This window comes from Mucilaginibacter dorajii, from assembly GCF_024808255.1.
Lineage (GTDB): Bacteria > Bacteroidota > Bacteroidia > Sphingobacteriales > Sphingobacteriaceae > Mucilaginibacter > Mucilaginibacter dorajii.
Window position 1 is genome coordinate 68896 of the sequence record NZ_JANTYS010000007.1, and the last position, 19939, is coordinate 88834.

Sequence of the window (19939 nt, forward strand, 5' to 3'; positions counted from 1 at the left end):
AAATAATTTCCCGATATTTAAATACTTCAGCAGCTTTAAGGACAAGCTTCCCCATTATCTCCGTTATAAATAGCGTGGCCATTTTTGGTGCAGATTTTGATGTGCGCTACGCATGTATGAATTTAACCTGGCTTGTGTAATTGATGATGATAGTATAGCCCGCCTGATGTCGGAAGTAATGATCTTTAACTATAAGATAGCAAAAAACACCCTTACTTTTGAACATGGCAAAGCGGCGCTTGATTACTTCAAACTATTTAAAAATCAACCCGAATTACTCCCCGAACTTATCCTGTTGGATATCAACATGCCGGTAATGGACGGCTGGGGGTTCATCCAGCGGTTTGCCAAACTTGCCCCCGATCTTTCGAGAAAGGTAGTCATTTACCTCGTAAGCTCATCAGTAGACCCTAACGACCATAGCCGCGCCAGCGAATTGGAGTTAATATCCGGCTTTGTGATTAAACCCGTTTCAAAAAGTGCCCTTGAAAATATGGTAAAGATTAGTCTTAGCAGTGCAAACCCAATTTCGGCAAAGCTTTAAATTACTGAAGCATAAATTGGCTAAGCAGCAAACCTGTTCCCTACTTTTTCAACAAGTGTACTAATATCAAAAGGCTTGTGGATAAAACCGTCTGGCGCACCTGCGCCTTCATTACCCAGGTTAAGCTCATGCGAGCCGGAAATGAGGATAACCGGGATATGGTTGGTATCGGCACTTTCTTTTAGTTTTTTGCAAAGTTCGCGGCCATCCAAATCTGCCAGCATTACATCCATCAGGACCAGGTCGGGTTTAAAGGTTTGCATGGTTTGTTCTATCACTTCGCCACTGGTCAGGGTCCAGGTATTATAACCCTCTTCCTCCAATATCAGGCAAATGAGTTCTACCATATCAGAGTCGTCGTCAACTATTAGTATATTTTTATTCATTTTCATAGGATGTCACTACCAACAGCATTAAAATCATGCCAATTGATTACCCAGCAGTTCAAAGGCTCCATTGGGCGTTTACTGTTTCCCGGCAGCCTTATCCTGTACTTTTTTCCTGAATTTTTTGTCCTCTTTGTCCTTATTTTTCTTCGCTTTTTTCAAGGCCTTTTCCTGCTCTTTTTGCTCCCTGGCTGTCACGGGTTGACCGGGTTGTTTTTCATCGGCCTTACCAACACCGGCACCGGCTTTTAAACCGCTGAGTAGCGTAAACCAAACGGTTTTAAAGAACGGAAAATTGGCCGGGCGAATAAACGCCACATCGGCTATTCGTGGTATAGCTTTACCATCATCCGGGTTATCCTTTTTTAGAATAAAAGTATTAGCCAGTAACGAGATAATTCCTTTTTTGGCGTAGCCTTTTTCATCATCGGGTTTCAGTACATCAACCTTTAAATCATTATATAAAAAAGTGACTCTTCCTTTAGATACCTTTTGCGTGCTGCTGATATTAAAATCCAGGCTTTTCAACTGCCCAGATGTGATCTTAACCAGCCCCAACGGCATTACCGCCGAATTGACATCTACCAAATCCATCGCCCCAAGGTGCCCTTTATAACTGTAACTGTACGCTTTATCCGCCAGGTTAAACGTAAAGCCAAGCGCCAATTTAGCTTTACCCATAAACCGGCTGGTTAAGTTTACCCGGCATAAAGGGTTCTTAGCTAACAATTCTTTTTTATTGCTAATATTATAAAAGCTACCGATAGTGTGCATAAACTTTACCGTACCCGTTTTGCCCGATTCCTGCTTATGCTCACTATAGTTCACATCCAGGTTTTTAATCTGCAGGGTATCAATTTCCAAACTGGTTTTTAATTGGCGGATGGCCCAGTTAGGAAAAGTAACCAACCTATCGCCTGTTTTTAGTTTACTATTGGGATTGGTAAATATGTTGAAAAGGCCTTTGCCCAAAGTTACCTTCGCGGCGTTAAGCCCCTGCCGGCGTCCAAAAGTGCGATAGTCAAAATTTTCGGCTATTACATCATCAAAATGCAGCGTAAATCTATCGTCCTGGCTTTTTTCAAAATACGTTTTCACATCAAGCGGCATAACGTCAATGCCGGCCACCAATAAGCGGTCGTTTTTTGTACTCAGTTTAATAGATTTTATCTTATAGGTATACAACCCACCGGCAGACCGGCCTGTGTAGTTCTTTAATTCGGTAACAATATCCCGGCAATATAAAGTCCGTGAGGTATCGGCCTGCGTAGCAGAATCAATAAGCAGATCATTGGCCTGCACATCCATCTGCTTTAAAACCGAGACCGAGGGTTTAGGGCCTGATTTGTTACGGTAGGTAAGAGTAATGCCATTGAGATTAATTGCCTTAACGTGAATAAACTTAAAGCTTTTGGAGATCTTTTGATAAAGCGTGCGTTTATCTTTTGTTGCCGGCTTATGCGGTTTGTTGGTATATTTGCTGATATAGATCTCAGGATCTTTAAGCGATACCAGGTCAACCTCCATTTCTTTTTTCAGCCAGATGTTTAAAGCGTGCACACCCGATACTTTCAATCGTTTTACCCGTAACTCATACAAATTGTTAGGCCCTTTGTCGTCTTTTTGCAATTGATGATAAACAGCGGTATCGGGCATAAAACTAATATCATGCAAAACAACCGTACCGGTAAAAACATGAAGATCGGCTTCGGCAAAATCTATATGGTATAAACTATCAGTACCTTTTAAAACGGCTTCTTTAAGTTTTGCAGAAAGCTTGCCGGTTAAAAAGCTATCCAGAAATAATACAACAACCAACACCAGGATAGCTAAAGCAACTGCTATGCCCGCCACAATCTTTTGCCACCGGTGCCTTAAAAATGAAACTGCCATATTGGTATTTTTGCTTTTAAGCAACCAACCCGGCGGCTTTGTTTACAGGTAACAATAATCAGTTTAAATTGTTAAGGTTTTTTGAGTAACAAAAATGATGTCTGCCGACCGGATACGAACAGCCTGTGTATCAAAACTGAACGGGCGAACAATTTAATACAATGTAAAATATTGACAATCAAATAATTAAAACCATGGCATTTACTTTGCTCTGCATATTTTACCAAGGGATAGCACCATGAAGCACCAAAAACAGCTGGAACGGCGTACTTTTTTACAAGACCGTTTTGATATTTTAATTAAACGACAAAGAGCCGGAACCGCATCCTTTAACGAGCTTACCGAACTGGACGATATTGTTAACCGCGACCCAGCCATCCGCGAAAGCATTCTTGTTGAAATGCAGGAAGGCGATAACCAAAAGGATGATCAGTTAACAGAAGAATATACTACTATTACGCCGGTAAAACAACAAAGCTGGCTGGAAGTAATGAGGGGTTTTATAGGCCGATGGTTTATGGAGATACGCGGTTTATCAGACCAAATAAACCTTCATGTCATTGCGAGGAACTAAGCAATCGCACGCTGAACAGGGTTGCTTTGCATAGTTTGCGATTGCTTCGCGCCTATCCATAACGAGTTACAGATCCAAACTTACGAAGTTTTTAAAACTTCGTAAGTTTTTCGTCGCTTTGTCATTTCATATTCGAAGCCTGCGGATTTAAAACCTGCATAATTTCTTACTCGCTCCTCAAGCTTTTCACGGGGTTAGTCAGCGCGGCTTTTATCGCCTGGAAACTAATAGTTGCAAACGCAATAAATACAGCCAACAAACCTGCAAAGGCAAATACCTCCCAGCCTACGTTTATCTTGTAAGCAAAATCCTGCAGCCATTTGTACATGGCGTACCAGGCTAATGGTGAGGCAATCAGGATGGAAATAAACACCAGTTTTATAAAATCCTTTGCCAGCAAACCAACAATACCACTTACGCTGGCACCCAACACTTTGCGCACGCCAATTTCGCGGGTACGTACCTGGGCGGTGTAGGCTGCAAGGCCCAATAAGCCAAGGCACGATATAAAAATGGCTATGCTTGCAAAATAGGTGAACAGTTTGCCTTCCTGCTGCTCGTTTTGATACATGTTGTTAAATACCTCATCTAAAAAGCTATAGGTAAATGGGTATTCGCCATTGTATTGTTTAAATAGTTTTTGGGCCGCGTTAATGGCTTTTTGGGCATCCCTGCCGGTTGTTTTAATGTAGATGGTGCCAAAATTTTGTGGCGAGTACCAAAACATGGCCGGGGCTATTTTTTCTTTCATTGATGCATAATGAAAATCCTTCACCACCCCTACTATAACACCTTTATTACCCTGCATCCTGAAGCGCTTGCCTATGGGGTTGGTAATACCCATTTCTTTAATAGCCGCCTCGTTTAAAATAAAATGCGCGGTATCAGACGTTGAACTTGTAAACGGGCCTCCCTCTTCAAATTTCATTTTGAAAAACGATGGCAGGTCTTTATCGGCCACAATGGTGTGGATCATCATGTTTTGTTTGGGATCTTTACCGTCCCAATCCAAATCGCCACTAAAACCTCTAAACCTGATCACATTTTGGTTGGAGCGGGTTACATCCAACACGCCGGGCTGTTTCAATAGTTCGGCTTTTACGGCATCGTAATGAGATGTCATATCGCGCATCCAGAAGCTGAACACGTTGGTTTTATCATACCCCAGATCTTTTTGGCGAATGTAATTAAGCTGCCCGGTGATGATCATGGTGCCAATGATGAGCACTATAGAAAAAACAAACTGTGTTACTACCAGTATTTTACGAAAAAGCACATCACCAATACCTGCCGAGATCTTTCCTTTTAAAGCTTTCAAAGGTTCAAAGGACGATAACAACAAGGCAGGGTAAATACTTGAGGCAGCCAGTGTGCCGGTTATAGCTGATAACAGAATAACCCAGATATGATAGTCGCCCAGGTTTAGCGTCATTTCTTTGTTAACCAGGTGATTGAATGCAGGCATCAGCATAAATACCAACCCGATAGCCAGCAAAGCGGCGAATGAAAACAACAAGGCAGTCTCGACAATAAACTGGATAAACAGCTGTATTTTAGCCGCACCAATGATTTTACGCATACTGATCTCCTTAGATCGTAACATCGACCGTGCGGTTGACAGGTTTACATAGTTGATACAGGCAATCACCAATATCAGTACCGCTATAATAATGAAGATGCGTACTGTACCAATCCCATTATCGCTCAGGTCGCCATTGTATAAACGCATTTTGGTTAGCGGCAGTAATAGATATTCGGCGTCGGTATCATCGGGCTTATGGTGAAGGTGAATTTGCGTGATTTTGGCGGCAAGTCCTTTCATCGATGTGCCCGGCTTCATCTGCAAAAAGGTGATGTAATTTAAAAAGCTGAAATTGTTATTGATATCATTTTTATCGGCCAGCATTTTTTTCACATGCAAACTAAAAGGCATCAGCATATCAAAATTAAGACTGGAATTTTTTGGAAAATCGGCAATGACCCCGCTCACCACAAAGTTTGCTTTGTTAACATCGGCCACAATTACCTTACCTATCGGGTCCTGGTCGCCAAAGAATTTTTGAGCCGTTTTTTGAGTGATCACCACCGAGTAATCATCTGTAAACGGTCGCGCCTGGTTACCACGGATCAGATGAAAATCAAACACCGAAAAAAACGAAGGGTCGGCATAGGCATTCTGCTGATCGGCAAATACTTTATCCTGGTATTTGTATAGCGAGTAATCGTAATTGCCGGTAATGCGCACCGCTTCTTTAACCTGGGGCAGTTGTTGTTTGGCCATTACCCCTATCGGTGCTACACCCCAGCTATAAATTTGCCTGCTATTGCCTGTTCCGCCAAACAATTCAACCCGGTAAATATCTTTGGCGTTTTTATGGAAGCTATCAAAACTCAACTCATCCTGCACCCAAACCAGTATCAGGATCCCTATGGCCAAACCAACAGTTAAACCAAAAATGTTGATCACCGAATAAAACTTATTCTTGACCAGGTTGCGCCAGGCAGTTTTTATGTAGTTTTTAAACACAGCTTTTTGATTTGATGATTTGAAAATGGTTGAGCACGTTTTGAATCTGTATTTGATAACTCCCCGATTTATAATTTTCAAATCATCAAATTACCAAATCTTCAAATTGAGTTATTTTGCTTTCCTGATGTAAACACCGCCGAAGGTGGTTTTCATCATAATTTCGGGGCCGCCGCCAGCTATTTTGCCATAAACCCAGTCGTCAATTTTTAGGCTGTGCATGCCGTTTTCGTTGGTGCGGGTAACGTTGGGTTTGTGTGCATCGGTCACCACATCAAAATCGGTAAAAATATCACCACGATCTGATTTTAACTTTACGTTGGCTTTTAAACCGGTCGGGAAGGTTACATCAATTTTACCATTAAGGGTTGAAAATGCCATAGGCGCTTTTGGGTCGATAGACCTGAATGTTACGATAACCGGTCCGTTTACCGTAGTCGCCACAACCGAGCCGGAGATATCAGTTAATTTGATGCTGCCGTTTACGTTTGATACTTCCAGTTCACCATCCAGGTTGCTGCCGTAGATATCGCCACCGTTCACGGTCGATATTTTATAGCTTCCACCAGATTTCGGCACTTTAATGATCAGGTTAACCTGCCTGCCCATATTGCTGCGGATGTTTACCTGGTTGTCTTTTTCATCGGCATTAATATCCATACCGCTGCTGTTTAAGCGGTGCATGCCGGTTTGTTTCTCTTTTTCTTTTTCCCGTTCTTTCCTTCTTTCGTCCTGCTGCCCTTCTATCACAATGGTTTTGCCTTCGTATCCTGTTATAGTTATGGAGCCGTCTATCAAACCTACATTGAGTTTATAGGGTTTGCCCGGCTCACTCAACGGAACAACCAATTGTTCCTGCGCCAGTAACCGGCCCGTAAGTAATAGTGCTATAGTGAGTACACCTAAAAATTTCATCGCTTTCATTTTATCGTTCTTTTATTGTTGTTTTTTGATATAAATATTCCCGTTAAGGGTTTCAAATTTAAAGAGTTTCCCGCCCGAGCCGATGCGCACATCAGAGTTTGAGCTGAGTTTATAAGTAGTACCCGCGCCGCTTTTGGCTTCTGTTTTTACCACTTTGCTGGGCATCACCTGCGCATCGTCAAAATCGGTAAAAAACTGGCCGTTCATGCTTTTGAATGACAGATCTGCCGATAGGCTGGCCGGGTAAGTAATATTCATTTGCCCGTTAATGGTATGGTATGATGATTCGCCGGGAGGCGTTGCCAGGTAGTTAACCGTTACAGGGCCGTTTACGGTATGTGCAATGGTTGTGCCTTTGGCGTTGATGATCTCGATAGAACCGTTCACATTATTAACTTTCAATGCGCCGTAAACATCTTTAACAGTGATATGACCGTCGTTAACAGTAGATACCGCTATGCTCATGTTAAAAGGCACTTTAATGGTGTACTCCAATTTTACGATATAATCCCGGTGACGATCTTCATCGCGATGGTTCCAGTTGTGAGGCTTGGTGCTGTAAGGCTCGGCAGTGTAGGCTATCAGGCTGTCGGCTTTTTGATCGAAGCCCAATTTAAACTCCTTTTTTGCCAGTTCCACATCGGCTTCTGTTTTGCCTTTAATGGTTTCGTCAATTTCCATCAGCACTTTATCGCCGGCGTAGCCTTCAACTTTAATGGTTCCCCATATGTTATATACGGCAACTACACCCTGCCCCATGGTAAATTGTTTGGTAACATGCTCTTTATATTCCTGTGCGTGTGCAAGGTTTTGGGCAAAGCAAAGCCCCAGCGCCGTAAAAACGGTGATCAATGTTGTTTTCATAAAATTGTTTCTTCTGGTTAAATAAGTTGTGTTATGGTTTGCCTGATCTTGTCTTTTACGCCAGGGTTCAGGTCCTTTTGTTTCAATAATTGTTTAAACGAGTTAACCGATCCTTTTTCCTGCAGTTTAAGCATCACATCTGCAATGGCCGATTGCATGAGCGGCGAATCCTGCTGTATGATAGACTGGATCAAGCCCTGCCTTACCTCGGGGTGCGATGCCAGGTGGGTTAAAGCATCCAGCGTGCTTAAGCGTACGTTTACATTCGGATCGTTATTGAGTGTGGCAAACAAGGCATCAATCACTTCCTTATCGGCATGTTTAATCTCGCTGGTATAACTCACCCCTCTAATCCTTTCAGATGCGCTGGGGTTCTCTAACAACGCCAGCATCATGGTTTGCTTTAGCTCATGCACCTGCGAGCTTAGCGCTTTCAACTGCTCATCCTGTTTACCGGCACTACCTGTACGGAAAACAAAATATCCGCAGGTAAAACTTATCAGTACAATAACCAGGCTATAAGCCAATGGCCAGCGTGGCTGCCATTGCCAAAGGCGGGCAAGTTGTTCTTTTATTGATATACCTTTCTTTTCCTCGGCCGATTCTTTAAAGGTATTCAGCATGGCCTTAAACTTTACCGGTACATGGGCCGATGGTTCGGGTGCTTCTATCGTGCCCATTAAATCCCAAACCTGTTGCATGGCGGTAAACTCCTGCATACAGCCATCGCAGCCGGCCAGGTGTTTCTCAAATTCGGCGCGTTCGGCAGTAGTAAGTTCGTTATTTACCCACGCGCTAAATTTTTCTTCGTATTGTCCGCAATTCATCTTCATCCTTTTAACGTTCCATTTTGGTATAAATATCCTTAAGCTCTTGCATCGCCCTAAAAGCGCGCACTTTAGCAGCTCCCTCGCTGATACCCAGGATGTGGCCAATCTCCTGGTACTTCAACTCCTGGAAGCGGCTTAGCGTCAGAATTTCCCGGTTATCGTCGCTTAATTTTGCCATTGCCCGGTGCAGGCCTGCATTTTCCTGCTTTTTTTCAAACCCTTCATCGGCACTGGTGCCTCCCGGCAGCCTGTCGGCTATTTCGCCGGCATCATAATGGGTACCGGGCTTATTCTTTTTAGCGTTATCCTTAATTACATTACGTGCTATCTGGTACATCCAGGCTACAAATTCACCATCGCCGGTAAAACTGTTGCGGTACCGTAGCATTTTGTAAAACACGGTTTGTACCATATCCTCACTGGCCTCGCGCTGATAGGTCATGTGAAACAAAAAGCCATACAAAGCCCGGTAATGCCGTTCAAACAGCAAGCCCATCCTATCTAAATCCCCGGCTTTTACCCGGAGCATGATCGTATTATCACTAAGTGCGTTCAAAAAGGCCTGGTTGTTTGTTAAATTATATATTGGAGACCGCCGTAAATTTAAATGGTTACAGAAAAAATCAAAGATTTTTTGGATAAAGGATTTTTGGAGCAAGGATAAAGGACTGAAGATAGTGCTCAGGGAAATCGCTTTTACCTACAAGTAATGAATTCGTGTTATCTTAAGGTAGCTTTTTTTATACACGAATGCTCACCGACCCGGTTACAATTTAATCGAATTTCACGAATTTTGGAATTGGTCGATAGCAAAAATCAGAGCAAACGCGTCTGAATAATTAACGGGGATAAACTGTTATTTAATAATAGGTAGCTGAATAAGCTTAAGGAGTCGGGTAGATATAAGCATCAAACGATATCTTGTTTTTATTACCTGGTGCTGGTTAAATGATCCAGGTCTATTCGGCACCTGTATTGGCGACAACAGGCCCAAATATTGGGATGCGCTTATATCGCAATACACATCAGTTTAGTGTTAACCATGTTAAAATATAAAATATTGATTTTCAAATATTTAAATTGTTTTTTATCTGAAATATGTTAAGTTATGTTAACCCAAATAGGCGCGTTTTCCCTGTGGCAAAAATTTAAATGTGATTGAAAAAGTTCGTGAAATTAGCTATAATCTATCTTACAGACAGTTAAATTCGTGTTTACTCAAAGCTCAGTTTGTGAGAAAATAAAGTCAAATATTAAAAGCTATTTCCATTAGATACTGCTTTATCTTTGCTCCTTTATCCAAAAATCTTTGCTCCTTTGTCCAAAAGTCCACAAAAATGCAAATACATCAACAAGCTATCCGCCTTAGAGAACGTAAGCGGGGTTTTCATTTGATTACCGGCGAAGTGCTGCAGGCTATTCCGCAAATTGCGAATATCAGGGTTGGTATGATGCAGGTTTTTATTCAGCACACATCGGCATCGCTTACCATCAATGAAAATGCCGACCCGACCGTGAGGATGGATTTTGAGATGTACTTTAATAAAGCTGTACCCGAGAACGACCCGGATTACCGGCACGATGACGAGGGCAGCGATGATATGCCTGCGCATTTAAAAGCGGCCATGCTGGGCAGTTCGGTAACAGTGCCCATCCGTAATGGCAGACCCGCATTTGGCACCTGGCAGGGTATTTACCTTTGCGAACACCGCAACTATGGCGGTAACCGCGATTTGGTTATCACCATTTGGGGCGAATAAGGGTTTCCCTGAAACACACCTTCCTGTCACAATCATAACGGTATAAGCGCTTTAATTATCAGTTTCACAAATTAAATGCCTTTATTTGCGCCTTTATTATTGACTGATCAATGCGTTATTTAAAACTGAACAACATTTTATGTGCTGTTGGATTGCTGGCTATGGCAAATCCATCATCGGCACAAACCGATTCGATCAAGTATGATCACCAGGATCTATTTGGTCCTATCACCTGGCCGGTAACCGGGCAGGGCACACGCTCAAACAGCGGCAAACCTTCGCCAACCTACTGGCAAAACCGTGCCGACTACCAGATCAAAGCGGCGCTTAACGAAGGTAAAGACACCACCATTACCGGCGAAGTAAACATCACTTATACCAACAATAGCCCCGATCAACTGGATTACCTTTGGTTACAACTGGATCAAAACCTTTTCAGACCAGACTCGCGTGGTGCAGCTGTTACACCTTACAGCGGCGACCGTTTTGACGTTCGTGGCTTTAGTCGTGGTGGTTATCATATTGCCTCCGTTGAGGTTACCTACAAAGGCGAAACCTATAAAGTTACCCCGGTAATTACCGACGCCCGCATGCAATTGCGCCTAAATACGCCTATGGATGGCAAGGGCGAAAAGATCTCAGTAAAGATCAATTACGATTTCGCGATCCCTTTTTATGGTGCAGATCGCATGGGCCGCAAAAAATTTAAACAAGGCTACGTTTATGAAATTGCCCAGTGGTACCCACGCATGTGCGTTTATGACGATGTAGAAGGCTGGAACACCCTACCCTATATGGGCCTTGGCGAGTTTTACTGCGAGTATGGCGATTTTGATTATTACATAACCGCGCCTGCCAACATGATAGTAGTAGGTAGTGGTGATTTGCAAAACCCCGAAGAGGTTTTGACTCCTGCACAGCTTGCCCGCCTGGCCGAAGCAAAGGCCAGTGATAAAACAGTTACCATTATTACAGAACGCGAAGTTGGCAAAGCAGCCACCCGTCCGTTTAAAGGTACCTTAACCTGGCACTATAAAATGCAAAACACCCGCGATATTGCCTGGGGCGCTTCAAACGCCTTTATATGGGATGCCGCTAAGGTTAATTTCCCGTCAGGTCGTAAAGGAATCGCCATGTCGGCATACCCGGTTGAAAGCTCGGGTGTAGATAGCTGGGGCAGGTCAACAGAGTATTTGAAAAACAGCATGGAAATTTATTCAAAAGCTTATTTTGAATATCCATGGAACTCGGCAGTAAATGTATCAGGCGTGGCTTTGGGTATGGAATACCCTGGTGCTATATTTTGTTTAAATAACCTTAAGAAAGGTCAGCTTTGGGGCGATGTTACCCACGAGATTGGGCACAATTGGTTTCCGATGATTGTTGGCTCAAACGAGCGAAAATACATGTGGATGGATGAAGGGTTCAATACTTTTATCAATGAATACGCCTCACAACAGTTCAACAACGGCGAATATAACGATACCACCAAACAGGCACAGCACATTTTAGGAAGCTACCGCCATAGTAAAGATCCGTTGATGACAGCGCCAGAAGCTATCGGCCTGAATGATTATGGTCAGTATTATATTAAAACCGCTTTGGGCATGGATATACTACGTAATGTGGTGTTAGGCCCCGAGCGTTTTGACTATGCTTTTCACGAATACATCAAAAACTGGGCTTTTAAACACCCGCTGCCTTATGACCTTTTCCGCGCCATGAACGATGCCAGCGGCGAAGATTTGAACTGGTTTTGGAAAGCCTGGTTTACCACCACATGGAAACTTGACCAGGGCATTACCAGCGTAAAATACATTGATGACAATGCCGCTCATGGCTCATTGATCACCATTACCAATTATGAAAAAATGGCGATGCCTGTTGATATGAAAATAACCCAGGCCAACGGTAAAACCGAAATATTGCACCTGCCAGTTAACGTATGGCAACGCGGCGGCATCTGGACGTTTAAATATCCATCAACCGCACCCATCAAATCTATCGTGATAGATCCTGAGCACGAACTGCCTGATGTTAATTTGAAAAATAACGTTTATTACGGGGAGTAGTTAATTAGTGATTTATTGAATTATTGAATGTTAAAAAGCGATGGGTTTGGGCTCATCGCTTTTTTTGTAATTATTGAATTACTTGGTAGCTACTTAAAAATGGATTTTTGAAAATAGCATCGTTTAAAACACCGTCAATGCCTTTGTAAAATCCGCAGACGGTGAAGGGGAAAATGACGTAAAAGATTTGCCATCCTGAGGAACGTGTTTTACAATACGTAATGATCGTTCCTCCCCGCAATGACGACCTTTTTTGTTACGGGGCATTACTAATAATACAAAAGGCCCGCATGTGAAACACGCAGGCCTTTTGTATTATAAATATCTTTCAATTAAAAGGTATACCCTAAAGTAAGGAAGGCATTGTTGTTAGTTTTACTAAGCGCTGCCGATGGGCTTGAGGCACCAATCTCATAAGGGTAAACAGTTTGATTGCCGCTCAGGTGGGCGTAAGTTGCATCAATATAATAGTTGCCAAAACGTACACCAATACCACCGGTAACGGTTTTAATATCGCTGCCATTTTCCTTTAATGGACTGCCTTGTATGCTATAGCCGCCACGCAGGTAAAACATATTGGTTACACGCGCTTCGGCACCTACGTGCGCATTGATGGTTGAACGGTACAGCGCTTTGATGTTGTTATTATCAAAAGTGGCATCGTAGCTATCGTTGCTGCTCAGGTGAGTTGTTTTGTAATCGATGTAGTCAACATCGCCAGAAATAAAACCGTATTTACCAATAAATATAGCCGCGCCACCGGTTAATTTTAAAGGCGTACGCAGGTTATAGGATAATTGATAATCCTGGGGACCGTTGGCAAAATTGCTGCCGTTATTGAATTTAGTAGCCAGGCTTTCCTGGTACAAATCATCAATACTATAAAAAGTTGGCGAAGTAAAGGTAAAGCCTAAACGTACGGCGTTAACCGGTTTGTAAATTACCCCTAACTTAATGTTACCGCCAGAGCCTTTGGTAACCTGGTTTTGAATATAACCCGAATTAAAACCCACGTTTGCATCGTTACCGTTAACAAGGATACTTGCGGTACCCGTTTCGTTAAATACGCTGTAGGAGTTGTAACGAAGATCGGACAGGGAAACACCCACGCCGATGTATAATTTATTGCTGTAGTTAGCACCAAAGGCCAGGTTAACTTCTGATTGGCCGCCGGTGCGTACCGCGTTACTTGATTGATCTACCGTGCCAAAAGCGTTTCGGCGGTATTCTGAGCCCCCGCCGGTTGTGGCGTAGCTGTCAATAAGGTTATGCTGATAGGCCCATGATTCAAGACTTCCATCGGGGATAGTGGCGCCATCGCCATTGGCAAGCTTTGCATAATAATCGCCTATGGAGTTTGATGCGTTTTTGCCTCCATAGCTAATATTTTCGTAAAAATTGTTGGTACGGGCGTAAGCTGCACCGTAATTGATGCTTAGCCAGCCTTTGCCTTTATCCCTCCCTTTTGGTGTACTTAACTGCTGGTAAATAACTACCCCGGCATTATTAAAGTTGATGTTGTTTTTGCTGGCCGTACCAAACTGCCCAAGGTAAGTTGAGTTTACTTTTGATCCATCGTACTCGGGCGTGATGCTTATTTCCGAGTGGGTAAAAAAGCCAAGGCCGGCGGGGTTACCACTTATTGAACTCAGATCGCCGCCAACGGCTGTACCTGCATTACCAATGCCTTTTATGCGCGATGTAGACCCGGTTTGAAAAGTGCTGAAGCGGATAGCATCCTGCGAATATTGAGCAAAACTATCTTTAGTAATTGCTACTATAGCAATCACAGTTAGTAAATATTTAATCTTCATAGATTTAGATTTAAGCTTAGATAAAATTATGGTCTAACTGGTCGGCCGCCACCACCGCCGCCTCCGCCACCACCGCTGCTTGATCCGCTTGAGCTTGATGAGCTTGGGGCAGGCGCAGGTGATGAAGATTGTGTACGTTCAACAGGTTGAAATGCCGGCCTGGTATCGGCTTGCCTTACCGGGCGGTTATCGCGTGAGTAGCTTGCGTTGTTGTTATTGTTGTTGCCACGTGTTATGTTATCCGTATTGGTGCGGTTTCCGCGACCACCCGGCACGTAGCCAATACCTGTCCTGGTAGGTGTACCTGTAGCTACACCCGGCCTTACCGAGCGGGTATAAGCAGCTGCCTGGCCAGTACCGCTAAACGGACTCCCAGTACCACGCACCGGACGAGGGGTACCAACGGTTACATAACCAACACGACCGCCGCCACCATAATATCCGCCGCCATAATAACCACCGTAGCCAGAACCCCAGCCGTTATAATAGCCTAAGCCCCAACCGCCGTAGCCATAACCAAGCCCCCAGCTGCCTAAGCCCCAGCCGCCGTAACCGTATGGCGAATAGCCATAGCCGTATGGGCCGTAATTAAAATCTAAACCAAAACCACTATTGTAGTATGGATTGCTATAGCCGTAATATAAATTATCGTAATAACTGAATGGAGAGTAATAGCTGAAACGGTTTATGCGCGATGCATAATCATCGTAATAAAAATAGTCGTCATCATCTTCTGCCTGCTGTGCCGCGTAGTTTGCATCACTTTGGTTGTAAACGGGTTGCGTAGCATACACCGGTTCATCAGCGGCTTTGGCGTTTGAAAAATAAACGTCATCGTTACTGGCAACGGTGGCAAGCTTTTGGGTGGAGCAGGAACTCAACGCAAGCGCGCTGATGAGAAAAATTCCTATTGTGATATTCCGTTTCATGTGCAGGTATATAAAAGTTCAGATACGAATAAGTTTTAAATTTATAAATTTGGGCGCAATATACAATAATTGCAAGGTCATAAATTCTATTCCAATCAATATGAGCAAAGGTGTTATTAGTAAAGACGAAGATTATTCGCAATGGTTTAACGACTTAGTAATTAAATCTGACATGGCCGAATATTCGCCGGTTAGGGGCTGTATGATCATCAAACCGTACGGTTATTCTATATGGGAAAAGATCCAGGCAGTTCTCGATGGCATGTTTAAAGATACAGGCCACAGCAACGCCTATTTCCCGCTTTTAATACCCAAAAGTTTTTTCAGTAAAGAGGCCAGCCACGTTGATGGTTTTGCAAAGGAATGTGCCGTTGTTACTCACTATCGCCTAAAAAACGATGGCAATGGCAATATTATAGTTGATGAGGATGCCAAGCTGGAAGAAGAACTGATCATTCGCCCAACATCAGAAACCATTATCTGGAACACCTATAAGGGCTGGATTCAATCATACCGCGATTTGCCTATTTTAGTTAATCAATGGGCCAACGTAATGCGCTGGGAAATGCGTACCCGCTTGTTTTTACGTACCAGCGAATTTTTATGGCAGGAAGGCCATACCGCGCATGCTACATCAGAAGAAGCCATAGCCGAAACCGAACAAATGCTAAACGTATATGCTGATTTTGCCGAAAACTGGATGGCATTACCCGTAGTAAAAGGCCGTAAAACCGCCAACGAGCGTTTTGCAGGGGCTTTGGATACCTATTGCATCGAGGCATTAATGCAGGATGGTAAAGCCTTGCAGGCAGGCACATCGCACTTTTTGGGTCAAAATTTTGCCAAAGCGTTTGATGTGAAGTTTACCACCCGCGATAACAAACAGGATTTTGTTTGGGCAACCTCATGGGGGGTATCAACCCGTTTGATAGGGGCCTTGATTATGGCCCATAGCGATGATGCCGGCCTGGTATTGCCACCAAAACTGGCCCCAATACAGGTTGTTGTGGTACCTATTTACAAGCACCAGGAAGAACTGGATAATATAACAGCCTATGTAGATGGCCTTAAAAAAGAACTGAAGACGAAAGGCATCTCGGTTAAATTTGACAACCGAGATACCCACCGCCCGGGAGCTAAGTTTGCCGAGTATGAATTGAAAGGCGTACCATTACGCGTAGCCATTGGCAGCCGTGATATGACAAACGGTACGGTTGAACTGGCCCGCAGGGATACCAAAACCAAAGAAACTGTAAATCAAGAAGGTTTGGCCCAGCATATTGAAGGTTTATTAGAAGAAATTCAAAACAACATCTACAAAAAAGCCTTCGATTTCCGTGCCGAAAACACCACTGAGGTTGATACCTATGATGAGTTTAAACGCATGCTGGATGAACAGCCAGGCTTCCTGAGCGCCCATTGGGACGGTACGCCAGAAACCGAACAAAAGATAAAAGAGGAAACTAAAGCGACAATCCGTTGCATACCTTTGGATAACAAACAGGAAGAAGGCAAATGTATTTTAACGGGAGCACCTTCAAAACAAAGAGTATTATTTGCAAGAGCATATTAGCCCCCCAGCCCCCTGAAGGGGGAGTTTTTGATTGGCAGCTTTGATTACCAATCGAATTTATTGGGCTTTAATTTGATAATCCTTCCCTAAAGGATAATGTTAACAGGTCTCTTTTTAGGGAAAGAGGCACATCCAAAAATCCCCCTTTAGGGGGTTAGGGGGCATGAAATTCGCAACTAAAGCAATACACGCCGGGCAGGAGCCCGATCCAACTACAGGCGCTATTATGACGCCGATATACCAGACATCTACTTATTGGCAAAAATCGCCGGGGGATAATAAGGGCTATGAGTACTCACGTGGTACCAACCCTACCCGTAAAGCGCTGGAAGATTGTTTGGCGGCATTGGAGAACGCTAAATTCGGACTGGCATTTTCAAGCGGCATGGGCGCTACAGACGCGGTTATGAAACTGCTTGCACCGGGCGATGAAGTAATTACCGGTAACGATCTTTACGGAGGATCATACCGCATCTTTACCAAGATTTATGCTAACTACGGCATCAAGTTCCATTTTTTGGATCTTTCAAACCCGGAGATCATTCGCGAGTATACCAATGATAAAACCAAACTGGTTTGGATAGAAACGCCTACCAATCCAACCATGCAAATTGTGGATATAGCCGCTATTGGCAAAATAACCAAAGAGAAAAATTTACTTTTTGTTGTCGATAATACTTTTGCTTCGCCGTACCTGCAAAACCCTATTGATCTGGGTGCCGATGTAGTCATGCACTCGGTAACCAAATACATTGGCGGCCATAGCGATGTGGTAATGGGCGCGCTGATGCTGAACGACGAGGAACTGTATAAAAGACTTTGGTTTATTTACAATGCCTGCGGTGCCACCCCTGGCCCTATGGATAGCTTTTTAGTGCTCAGGGGCATTAAAACACTGCACCTGCGCATGAAAGCCCATTGCGAAAATGGCAGGCAGATAGCCGAGTTTTTGAAGACTCACCCCAAGGTAGAAAAGATCTACTGGCCGGGCTTTACAGACCATCCAAATCACGAAGTTGCCAAAAAGCAAATGCTTGATTTTGGCGGCATGATCAGTATTGTGCTGAAAGGTGCCGATTTACAGGAAACCTTCCGCATCGCATCCTCATTTAAAGTTTTTGCCCTGGCCGAATCATTGGGCGGCGTAGAATCATTAATCAACCACCCTGTAAGCATGACCCACGGATCGATCCCCAAAGCCGAACGCGAAAAAGCCGGCGTAGTAGATAACCTGCTGCGTTTAAGCGTAGGTGTAGAAGATATTGAGGATTTGCTGGAAGATATTAAGCAAGCACTTTCTTAGTAACAAGTAGTTAGTAGCGAGTAGCAAGATTTTTGAATGGATAATTGGATTCAAGAGGTTATATCGAAATGGCAGTCGGAGGGTGTTAAATTAAACCCTCCGGCAACTATTTCTGAAGTAGATGCCGTAGAGTCTTTTTTGAGTTTTAAGTTTCCAAACGATTTCAAGGAATTTTATTCACAGGCGAATGGGTTTAACGGGCTCGATTGGCAGGAACATATGTTTACCTTTTGGCCCTTGGAAATGATAGTTGAAGAATATAAAACTAATGGAAATAAAAACTTTGTAGGTTTTTCTGATTTCCTTTTGGCGAGTCATTTTATTGGCTTTAATAAAAATACTCCGGGCATTTTTAAATCATATTCCGAGGACGATAACGGCAAACATATTGCTGATTCTTTTGAAGAAGTAATATCAATGATAAACTCCAGTAACGATAACATCTACTGATATGTTTAACAATGCTAATCAAAAGCTCCCCCTTCAGGGGGCTGGGGGGCTACAGGCATTTTTGGAATCCAAAGTTGCCCAATACAATCGTCCCGAATTTATTGAGAATGATCCCATTGTGATCCCGCACCTGTTTAGTAAAAAGCAGGATATCGAGATCATGGGCTTTTGGGCGGCTACGCTGGCCTGGGGGCAGCGGGTTACCATCATCAAAAAATGTAAGGAGCTTATAGCCCTGATGGATGGCGCGCCTTACGATTTCATCATTAACCACGAAGAGCCAGATCTTAAAAAACTACTCAGCTTCAAACACCGCACTTTTAACGATATTGATACCCTGTACTTCATCAGCTTTTTCAGGCATCATTATAAGAATTTTGATTCGCTGGAGGATGCGTTCATCCCGAAGCCCCCTAACCCCCTAAATGCGGAACAGTCGGTGAAAGCCGAAATCGCGCTCAATCATTTCCGCTCCTATTTCTTTTCGTTGCCAGATTACCCCCATCGTACTAAAAAACATGTTTCCTCCCCCTTGCAAAAATCTACCTGCAAACGACTCAACATGTTTTTACGCTGGATGGTGCGCAAGGATGATGCCGGTGTTGACTTTGGCATATGGAACGGCATTAAACCTGCCAATCTGATTTGTCCGTTGGATTTACATGTAGATAGAGTTTCACGCAAGCTTCTTTTAATCACCCGCAAACAAACCGACTGGCAAACCGCCCTCGAACTCACCGAACGTCTGCGCCAGTTTGATCCGCTCGATCCTGTAAAGTATGATTTCGCTTTATTTGGATTAGGGATTGAAGAGCGCTGGGGGATAGAGGGAATACTGCCCAATTTTAGCTAAGTCATCAATATTTAGCCTGAACTCTCATTTTGGCTTCGGGCTCAAAACTAAATACTTATGACATTAAAAGACTATCCATTTAACTTTTTGTTTTTTCAACAACCACTACAGCTGGCATCGGCTCTTCAACTCGCTCCATGCGCACTAAACGTCCGTCTTTAAAATAATAGTACATGTTTGCAACCACTCTTTGGGCGTCGGTTTCAACTATCCTCTTATAAACAGATTTTCCTTGTGTAGCCTCAACAAGGCTTAAATTATATTTCTGCGACGCGGTGAATTCTGTTTCGCTCATGCCAATGGAGTACTGCTTAACCGCGCAACTTGCTAAAATAACCGACAGGAATAAAATAACGAATGTTTTTTTCATAAGGTAAATGTGACCAGTTTTATAATACAATTTGTTTAAGTACATACGACTTATCCAACACAGAAAGGTTTACTTAACAATGGCCAATCGAGCGTTTATTTATTGGTTATAATGTTATTTTCGAGGGCAAATATATGTGTTATTGTTTGGGGAATTAAGTAAACAAAGCAATAATCACTATTCACAAATAGCTATCATTTTGATAAAACCTATCATTTTGATAGGCTTTATCAAATCTATTAAAACTCATTTAACCACCGTAATAAGCTATAT

Annotated in this window: 18 protein-coding genes; 8 read left to right on the forward strand and 10 right to left on the reverse strand. The window is 43.3% G+C overall.

From position 1 onward, the window contains the following. Nucleotides 1-112 precede the first annotated feature (112 nt). Nucleotides 113-544 carry a response regulator gene (locus tag FHS10_RS11185; RefSeq protein WP_259090516.1) on the forward strand — a complete coding sequence of 144 codons (432 nt, stop codon included), beginning with the start codon at nucleotides 113-115 and terminating at the stop codon, nucleotides 542-544. A 20-nt stretch (nucleotides 545-564) separates the two neighbouring features. Here the strand turns inward: FHS10_RS11185 and FHS10_RS11190 are convergent, their stop codons facing one another. Both FHS10_RS11190 and FHS10_RS11195 read right to left on the reverse strand, forming a co-directional pair. Next, the gene (locus FHS10_RS11190; protein ID WP_259090517.1) at nucleotides 565-930 is read right to left on the reverse strand and encodes a response regulator; all 366 of its coding nucleotides are present in this window, start codon (nucleotides 928-930) and stop codon (nucleotides 565-567) included. A 78-nt stretch (nucleotides 931-1008) separates the two neighbouring features. Further along, entirely contained in the window at nucleotides 1009-2823 is a 1815-nt protein-coding gene (locus FHS10_RS11195; RefSeq protein ID WP_259090518.1) for a hypothetical protein, read from the reverse strand. A gap of 238 nt (nucleotides 2824-3061) precedes the next feature. Here FHS10_RS11195 and FHS10_RS11200 point away from each other — a divergent pair, with 238 nt between their 5' ends. Next, nucleotides 3062-3397: a hypothetical protein gene (locus FHS10_RS11200; RefSeq protein ID WP_259090519.1), complete on the forward strand. Its 336-nt coding sequence runs from the start codon at nucleotides 3062-3064 to the stop codon at nucleotides 3395-3397. Nucleotides 3398-3563: 166 nt separating this feature from the next. Here the strand turns inward: FHS10_RS11200 and FHS10_RS11205 are convergent, their stop codons facing one another. The 5 genes from FHS10_RS11205 to FHS10_RS11225 all read right to left on the reverse strand — a co-directional run bounded on the left by FHS10_RS11205 (nucleotide 3564) and on the right by FHS10_RS11225 (nucleotide 9098). Next, nucleotides 3564-5924, reverse strand: coding sequence for an ABC transporter permease (locus FHS10_RS11205; RefSeq protein ID WP_259090520.1), 2361 nt, complete (start codon nucleotides 5922-5924; stop codon nucleotides 3564-3566). A 111-nt stretch (nucleotides 5925-6035) separates the two neighbouring features. Then, complete coding sequence (locus FHS10_RS11210; protein ID WP_259090521.1) at nucleotides 6036-6848, reverse strand: DUF4097 family beta strand repeat-containing protein; 813 nt, start codon at nucleotides 6846-6848, stop codon at nucleotides 6036-6038. A gap of 12 nt (nucleotides 6849-6860) precedes the next feature. Further along, a complete protein-coding gene (locus tag FHS10_RS11215; RefSeq protein WP_259090522.1) occupies nucleotides 6861-7712 on the reverse strand; it encodes a DUF4097 family beta strand repeat-containing protein in 852 nt (283 codons plus the stop codon). A 17-nt stretch (nucleotides 7713-7729) separates the two neighbouring features. Next, nucleotides 7730-8545 (reverse strand): zf-HC2 domain-containing protein, encoded by an 816-nt coding sequence (locus FHS10_RS11220; RefSeq protein WP_259090523.1) that lies wholly within the window; start codon nucleotides 8543-8545, stop codon nucleotides 7730-7732. Nucleotides 8546-8549: 4 nt separating this feature from the next. Next, a complete protein-coding gene (locus tag FHS10_RS11225; RefSeq protein ID WP_259090524.1) occupies nucleotides 8550-9098 on the reverse strand; it encodes an RNA polymerase sigma factor in 549 nt (182 codons plus the stop codon). A gap of 781 nt (nucleotides 9099-9879) precedes the next feature. On the opposite strand from FHS10_RS11225, the gene FHS10_RS11230 reads away from it, so the two are divergent. Then, entirely contained in the window at nucleotides 9880-10302 is a 423-nt protein-coding gene (locus tag FHS10_RS11230) for a secondary thiamine-phosphate synthase enzyme YjbQ (RefSeq protein ID WP_259090525.1), read from the forward strand. A 110-nt stretch (nucleotides 10303-10412) separates the two neighbouring features. Then, nucleotides 10413-12374, forward strand: coding sequence for a M1 family metallopeptidase (locus FHS10_RS11235; protein WP_259090526.1), 1962 nt, complete (start codon nucleotides 10413-10415; stop codon nucleotides 12372-12374). 332 nt (nucleotides 12375-12706) lie between these two features. Here the strand turns inward: FHS10_RS11235 and FHS10_RS11240 are convergent, their stop codons facing one another. After that, the gene (locus FHS10_RS11240) at nucleotides 12707-14188 is read right to left on the reverse strand and encodes an OmpP1/FadL family transporter (protein ID WP_259090527.1); all 1482 of its coding nucleotides are present in this window, start codon (nucleotides 14186-14188) and stop codon (nucleotides 12707-12709) included. Nucleotides 14189-14214: 26 nt separating this feature from the next. Beyond that, nucleotides 14215-15117 (reverse strand): hypothetical protein, encoded by a 903-nt coding sequence (locus FHS10_RS11245; protein ID WP_259090528.1) that lies wholly within the window; start codon nucleotides 15115-15117, stop codon nucleotides 14215-14217. A 100-nt stretch (nucleotides 15118-15217) separates the two neighbouring features. On the opposite strand from FHS10_RS11245, the gene proS reads away from it, so the two are divergent. From proS to FHS10_RS11265, 4 genes are all read left to right on the forward strand, one after another. Further along, nucleotides 15218-16690 carry a proline--tRNA ligase gene (gene proS, locus FHS10_RS11250; protein WP_259090529.1) on the forward strand — a complete coding sequence of 491 codons (1473 nt, stop codon included), beginning with the start codon at nucleotides 15218-15220 and terminating at the stop codon, nucleotides 16688-16690. Between the two features lie 163 nt (nucleotides 16691-16853). Then, on the forward strand, nucleotides 16854-17993 hold the full coding sequence (locus FHS10_RS11255) for a cystathionine gamma-synthase (protein WP_259090531.1): 1140 nt from the start codon (nucleotides 16854-16856) through the stop codon (nucleotides 17991-17993). A 36-nt stretch (nucleotides 17994-18029) separates the two neighbouring features. Then, nucleotides 18030-18443 carry an SMI1/KNR4 family protein gene (locus tag FHS10_RS11260; protein ID WP_259090532.1) on the forward strand — a complete coding sequence of 138 codons (414 nt, stop codon included), beginning with the start codon at nucleotides 18030-18032 and terminating at the stop codon, nucleotides 18441-18443. Nucleotide 18444: 1 nt separating this feature from the next. Beyond that, on the forward strand, nucleotides 18445-19296 hold the full coding sequence (locus tag FHS10_RS11265; RefSeq protein WP_259090533.1) for a TIGR02757 family protein: 852 nt from the start codon (nucleotides 18445-18447) through the stop codon (nucleotides 19294-19296). 79 nt (nucleotides 19297-19375) lie between these two features. Here FHS10_RS11265 and FHS10_RS11270 read toward each other — a convergent pair whose 3' ends face one another. Continuing rightward, a complete protein-coding gene (locus tag FHS10_RS11270; protein ID WP_259090534.1) occupies nucleotides 19376-19666 on the reverse strand; it encodes a hypothetical protein in 291 nt (96 codons plus the stop codon). Between the last annotated feature and the right edge of the window lie 273 nt (nucleotides 19667-19939).

Bases quoted from the DNA above. Each gene is read 5' to 3' on its own strand.
- FHS10_RS11230 (WP_259090525.1), top strand. From the start codon at position 9,880: ATGCAAATACATCAACAAGCTATCCGCCTTAGAGAACGTAAGCGGGGT.
- FHS10_RS11190 (WP_259090517.1), bottom strand. From the start codon at position 930: ATGAATAAAAATATACTAATAGTTGACGACGACTCTGATATGGTAGAA.
- FHS10_RS11245 (WP_259090528.1), bottom strand. From the start codon at position 15,117: ATGAAACGGAATATCACAATAGGAATTTTTCTCATCAGCGCGCTTGCG.
- FHS10_RS11270 (WP_259090534.1), bottom strand. From the start codon at position 19,666: ATGAAAAAAACATTCGTTATTTTATTCCTGTCGGTTATTTTAGCAAGT.
- FHS10_RS11195 (WP_259090518.1), bottom strand. From the start codon at position 2,823: ATGGCAGTTTCATTTTTAAGGCACCGGTGGCAAAAGATTGTGGCGGGC.
- FHS10_RS11240 (WP_259090527.1), bottom strand. From the start codon at position 14,188: ATGAAGATTAAATATTTACTAACTGTGATTGCTATAGTAGCAATTACT.
- FHS10_RS11260 (WP_259090532.1), top strand. From the start codon at position 18,030: ATGGATAATTGGATTCAAGAGGTTATATCGAAATGGCAGTCGGAGGGT.
- proS (WP_259090529.1), top strand. From the start codon at position 15,218: ATGAGCAAAGGTGTTATTAGTAAAGACGAAGATTATTCGCAATGGTTT.
- FHS10_RS11235 (WP_259090526.1), top strand. From the start codon at position 10,413: ATGCGTTATTTAAAACTGAACAACATTTTATGTGCTGTTGGATTGCTG.
- FHS10_RS11265 (WP_259090533.1), top strand. From the start codon at position 18,445: ATGTTTAACAATGCTAATCAAAAGCTCCCCCTTCAGGGGGCTGGGGGG.
- FHS10_RS11210 (WP_259090521.1), bottom strand. From the start codon at position 6,848: ATGAAAGCGATGAAATTTTTAGGTGTACTCACTATAGCACTATTACTT.
- FHS10_RS11200 (WP_259090519.1), top strand. From the start codon at position 3,062: ATGAAGCACCAAAAACAGCTGGAACGGCGTACTTTTTTACAAGACCGT.
- FHS10_RS11215 (WP_259090522.1), bottom strand. From the start codon at position 7,712: ATGAAAACAACATTGATCACCGTTTTTACGGCGCTGGGGCTTTGCTTT.
- FHS10_RS11185 (WP_259090516.1), top strand. From the start codon at position 113: ATGTATGAATTTAACCTGGCTTGTGTAATTGATGATGATAGTATAGCC.
- FHS10_RS11255 (WP_259090531.1), top strand. From the start codon at position 16,854: ATGAAATTCGCAACTAAAGCAATACACGCCGGGCAGGAGCCCGATCCA.
- FHS10_RS11220 (WP_259090523.1), bottom strand. From the start codon at position 8,545: ATGAAGATGAATTGCGGACAATACGAAGAAAAATTTAGCGCGTGGGTA.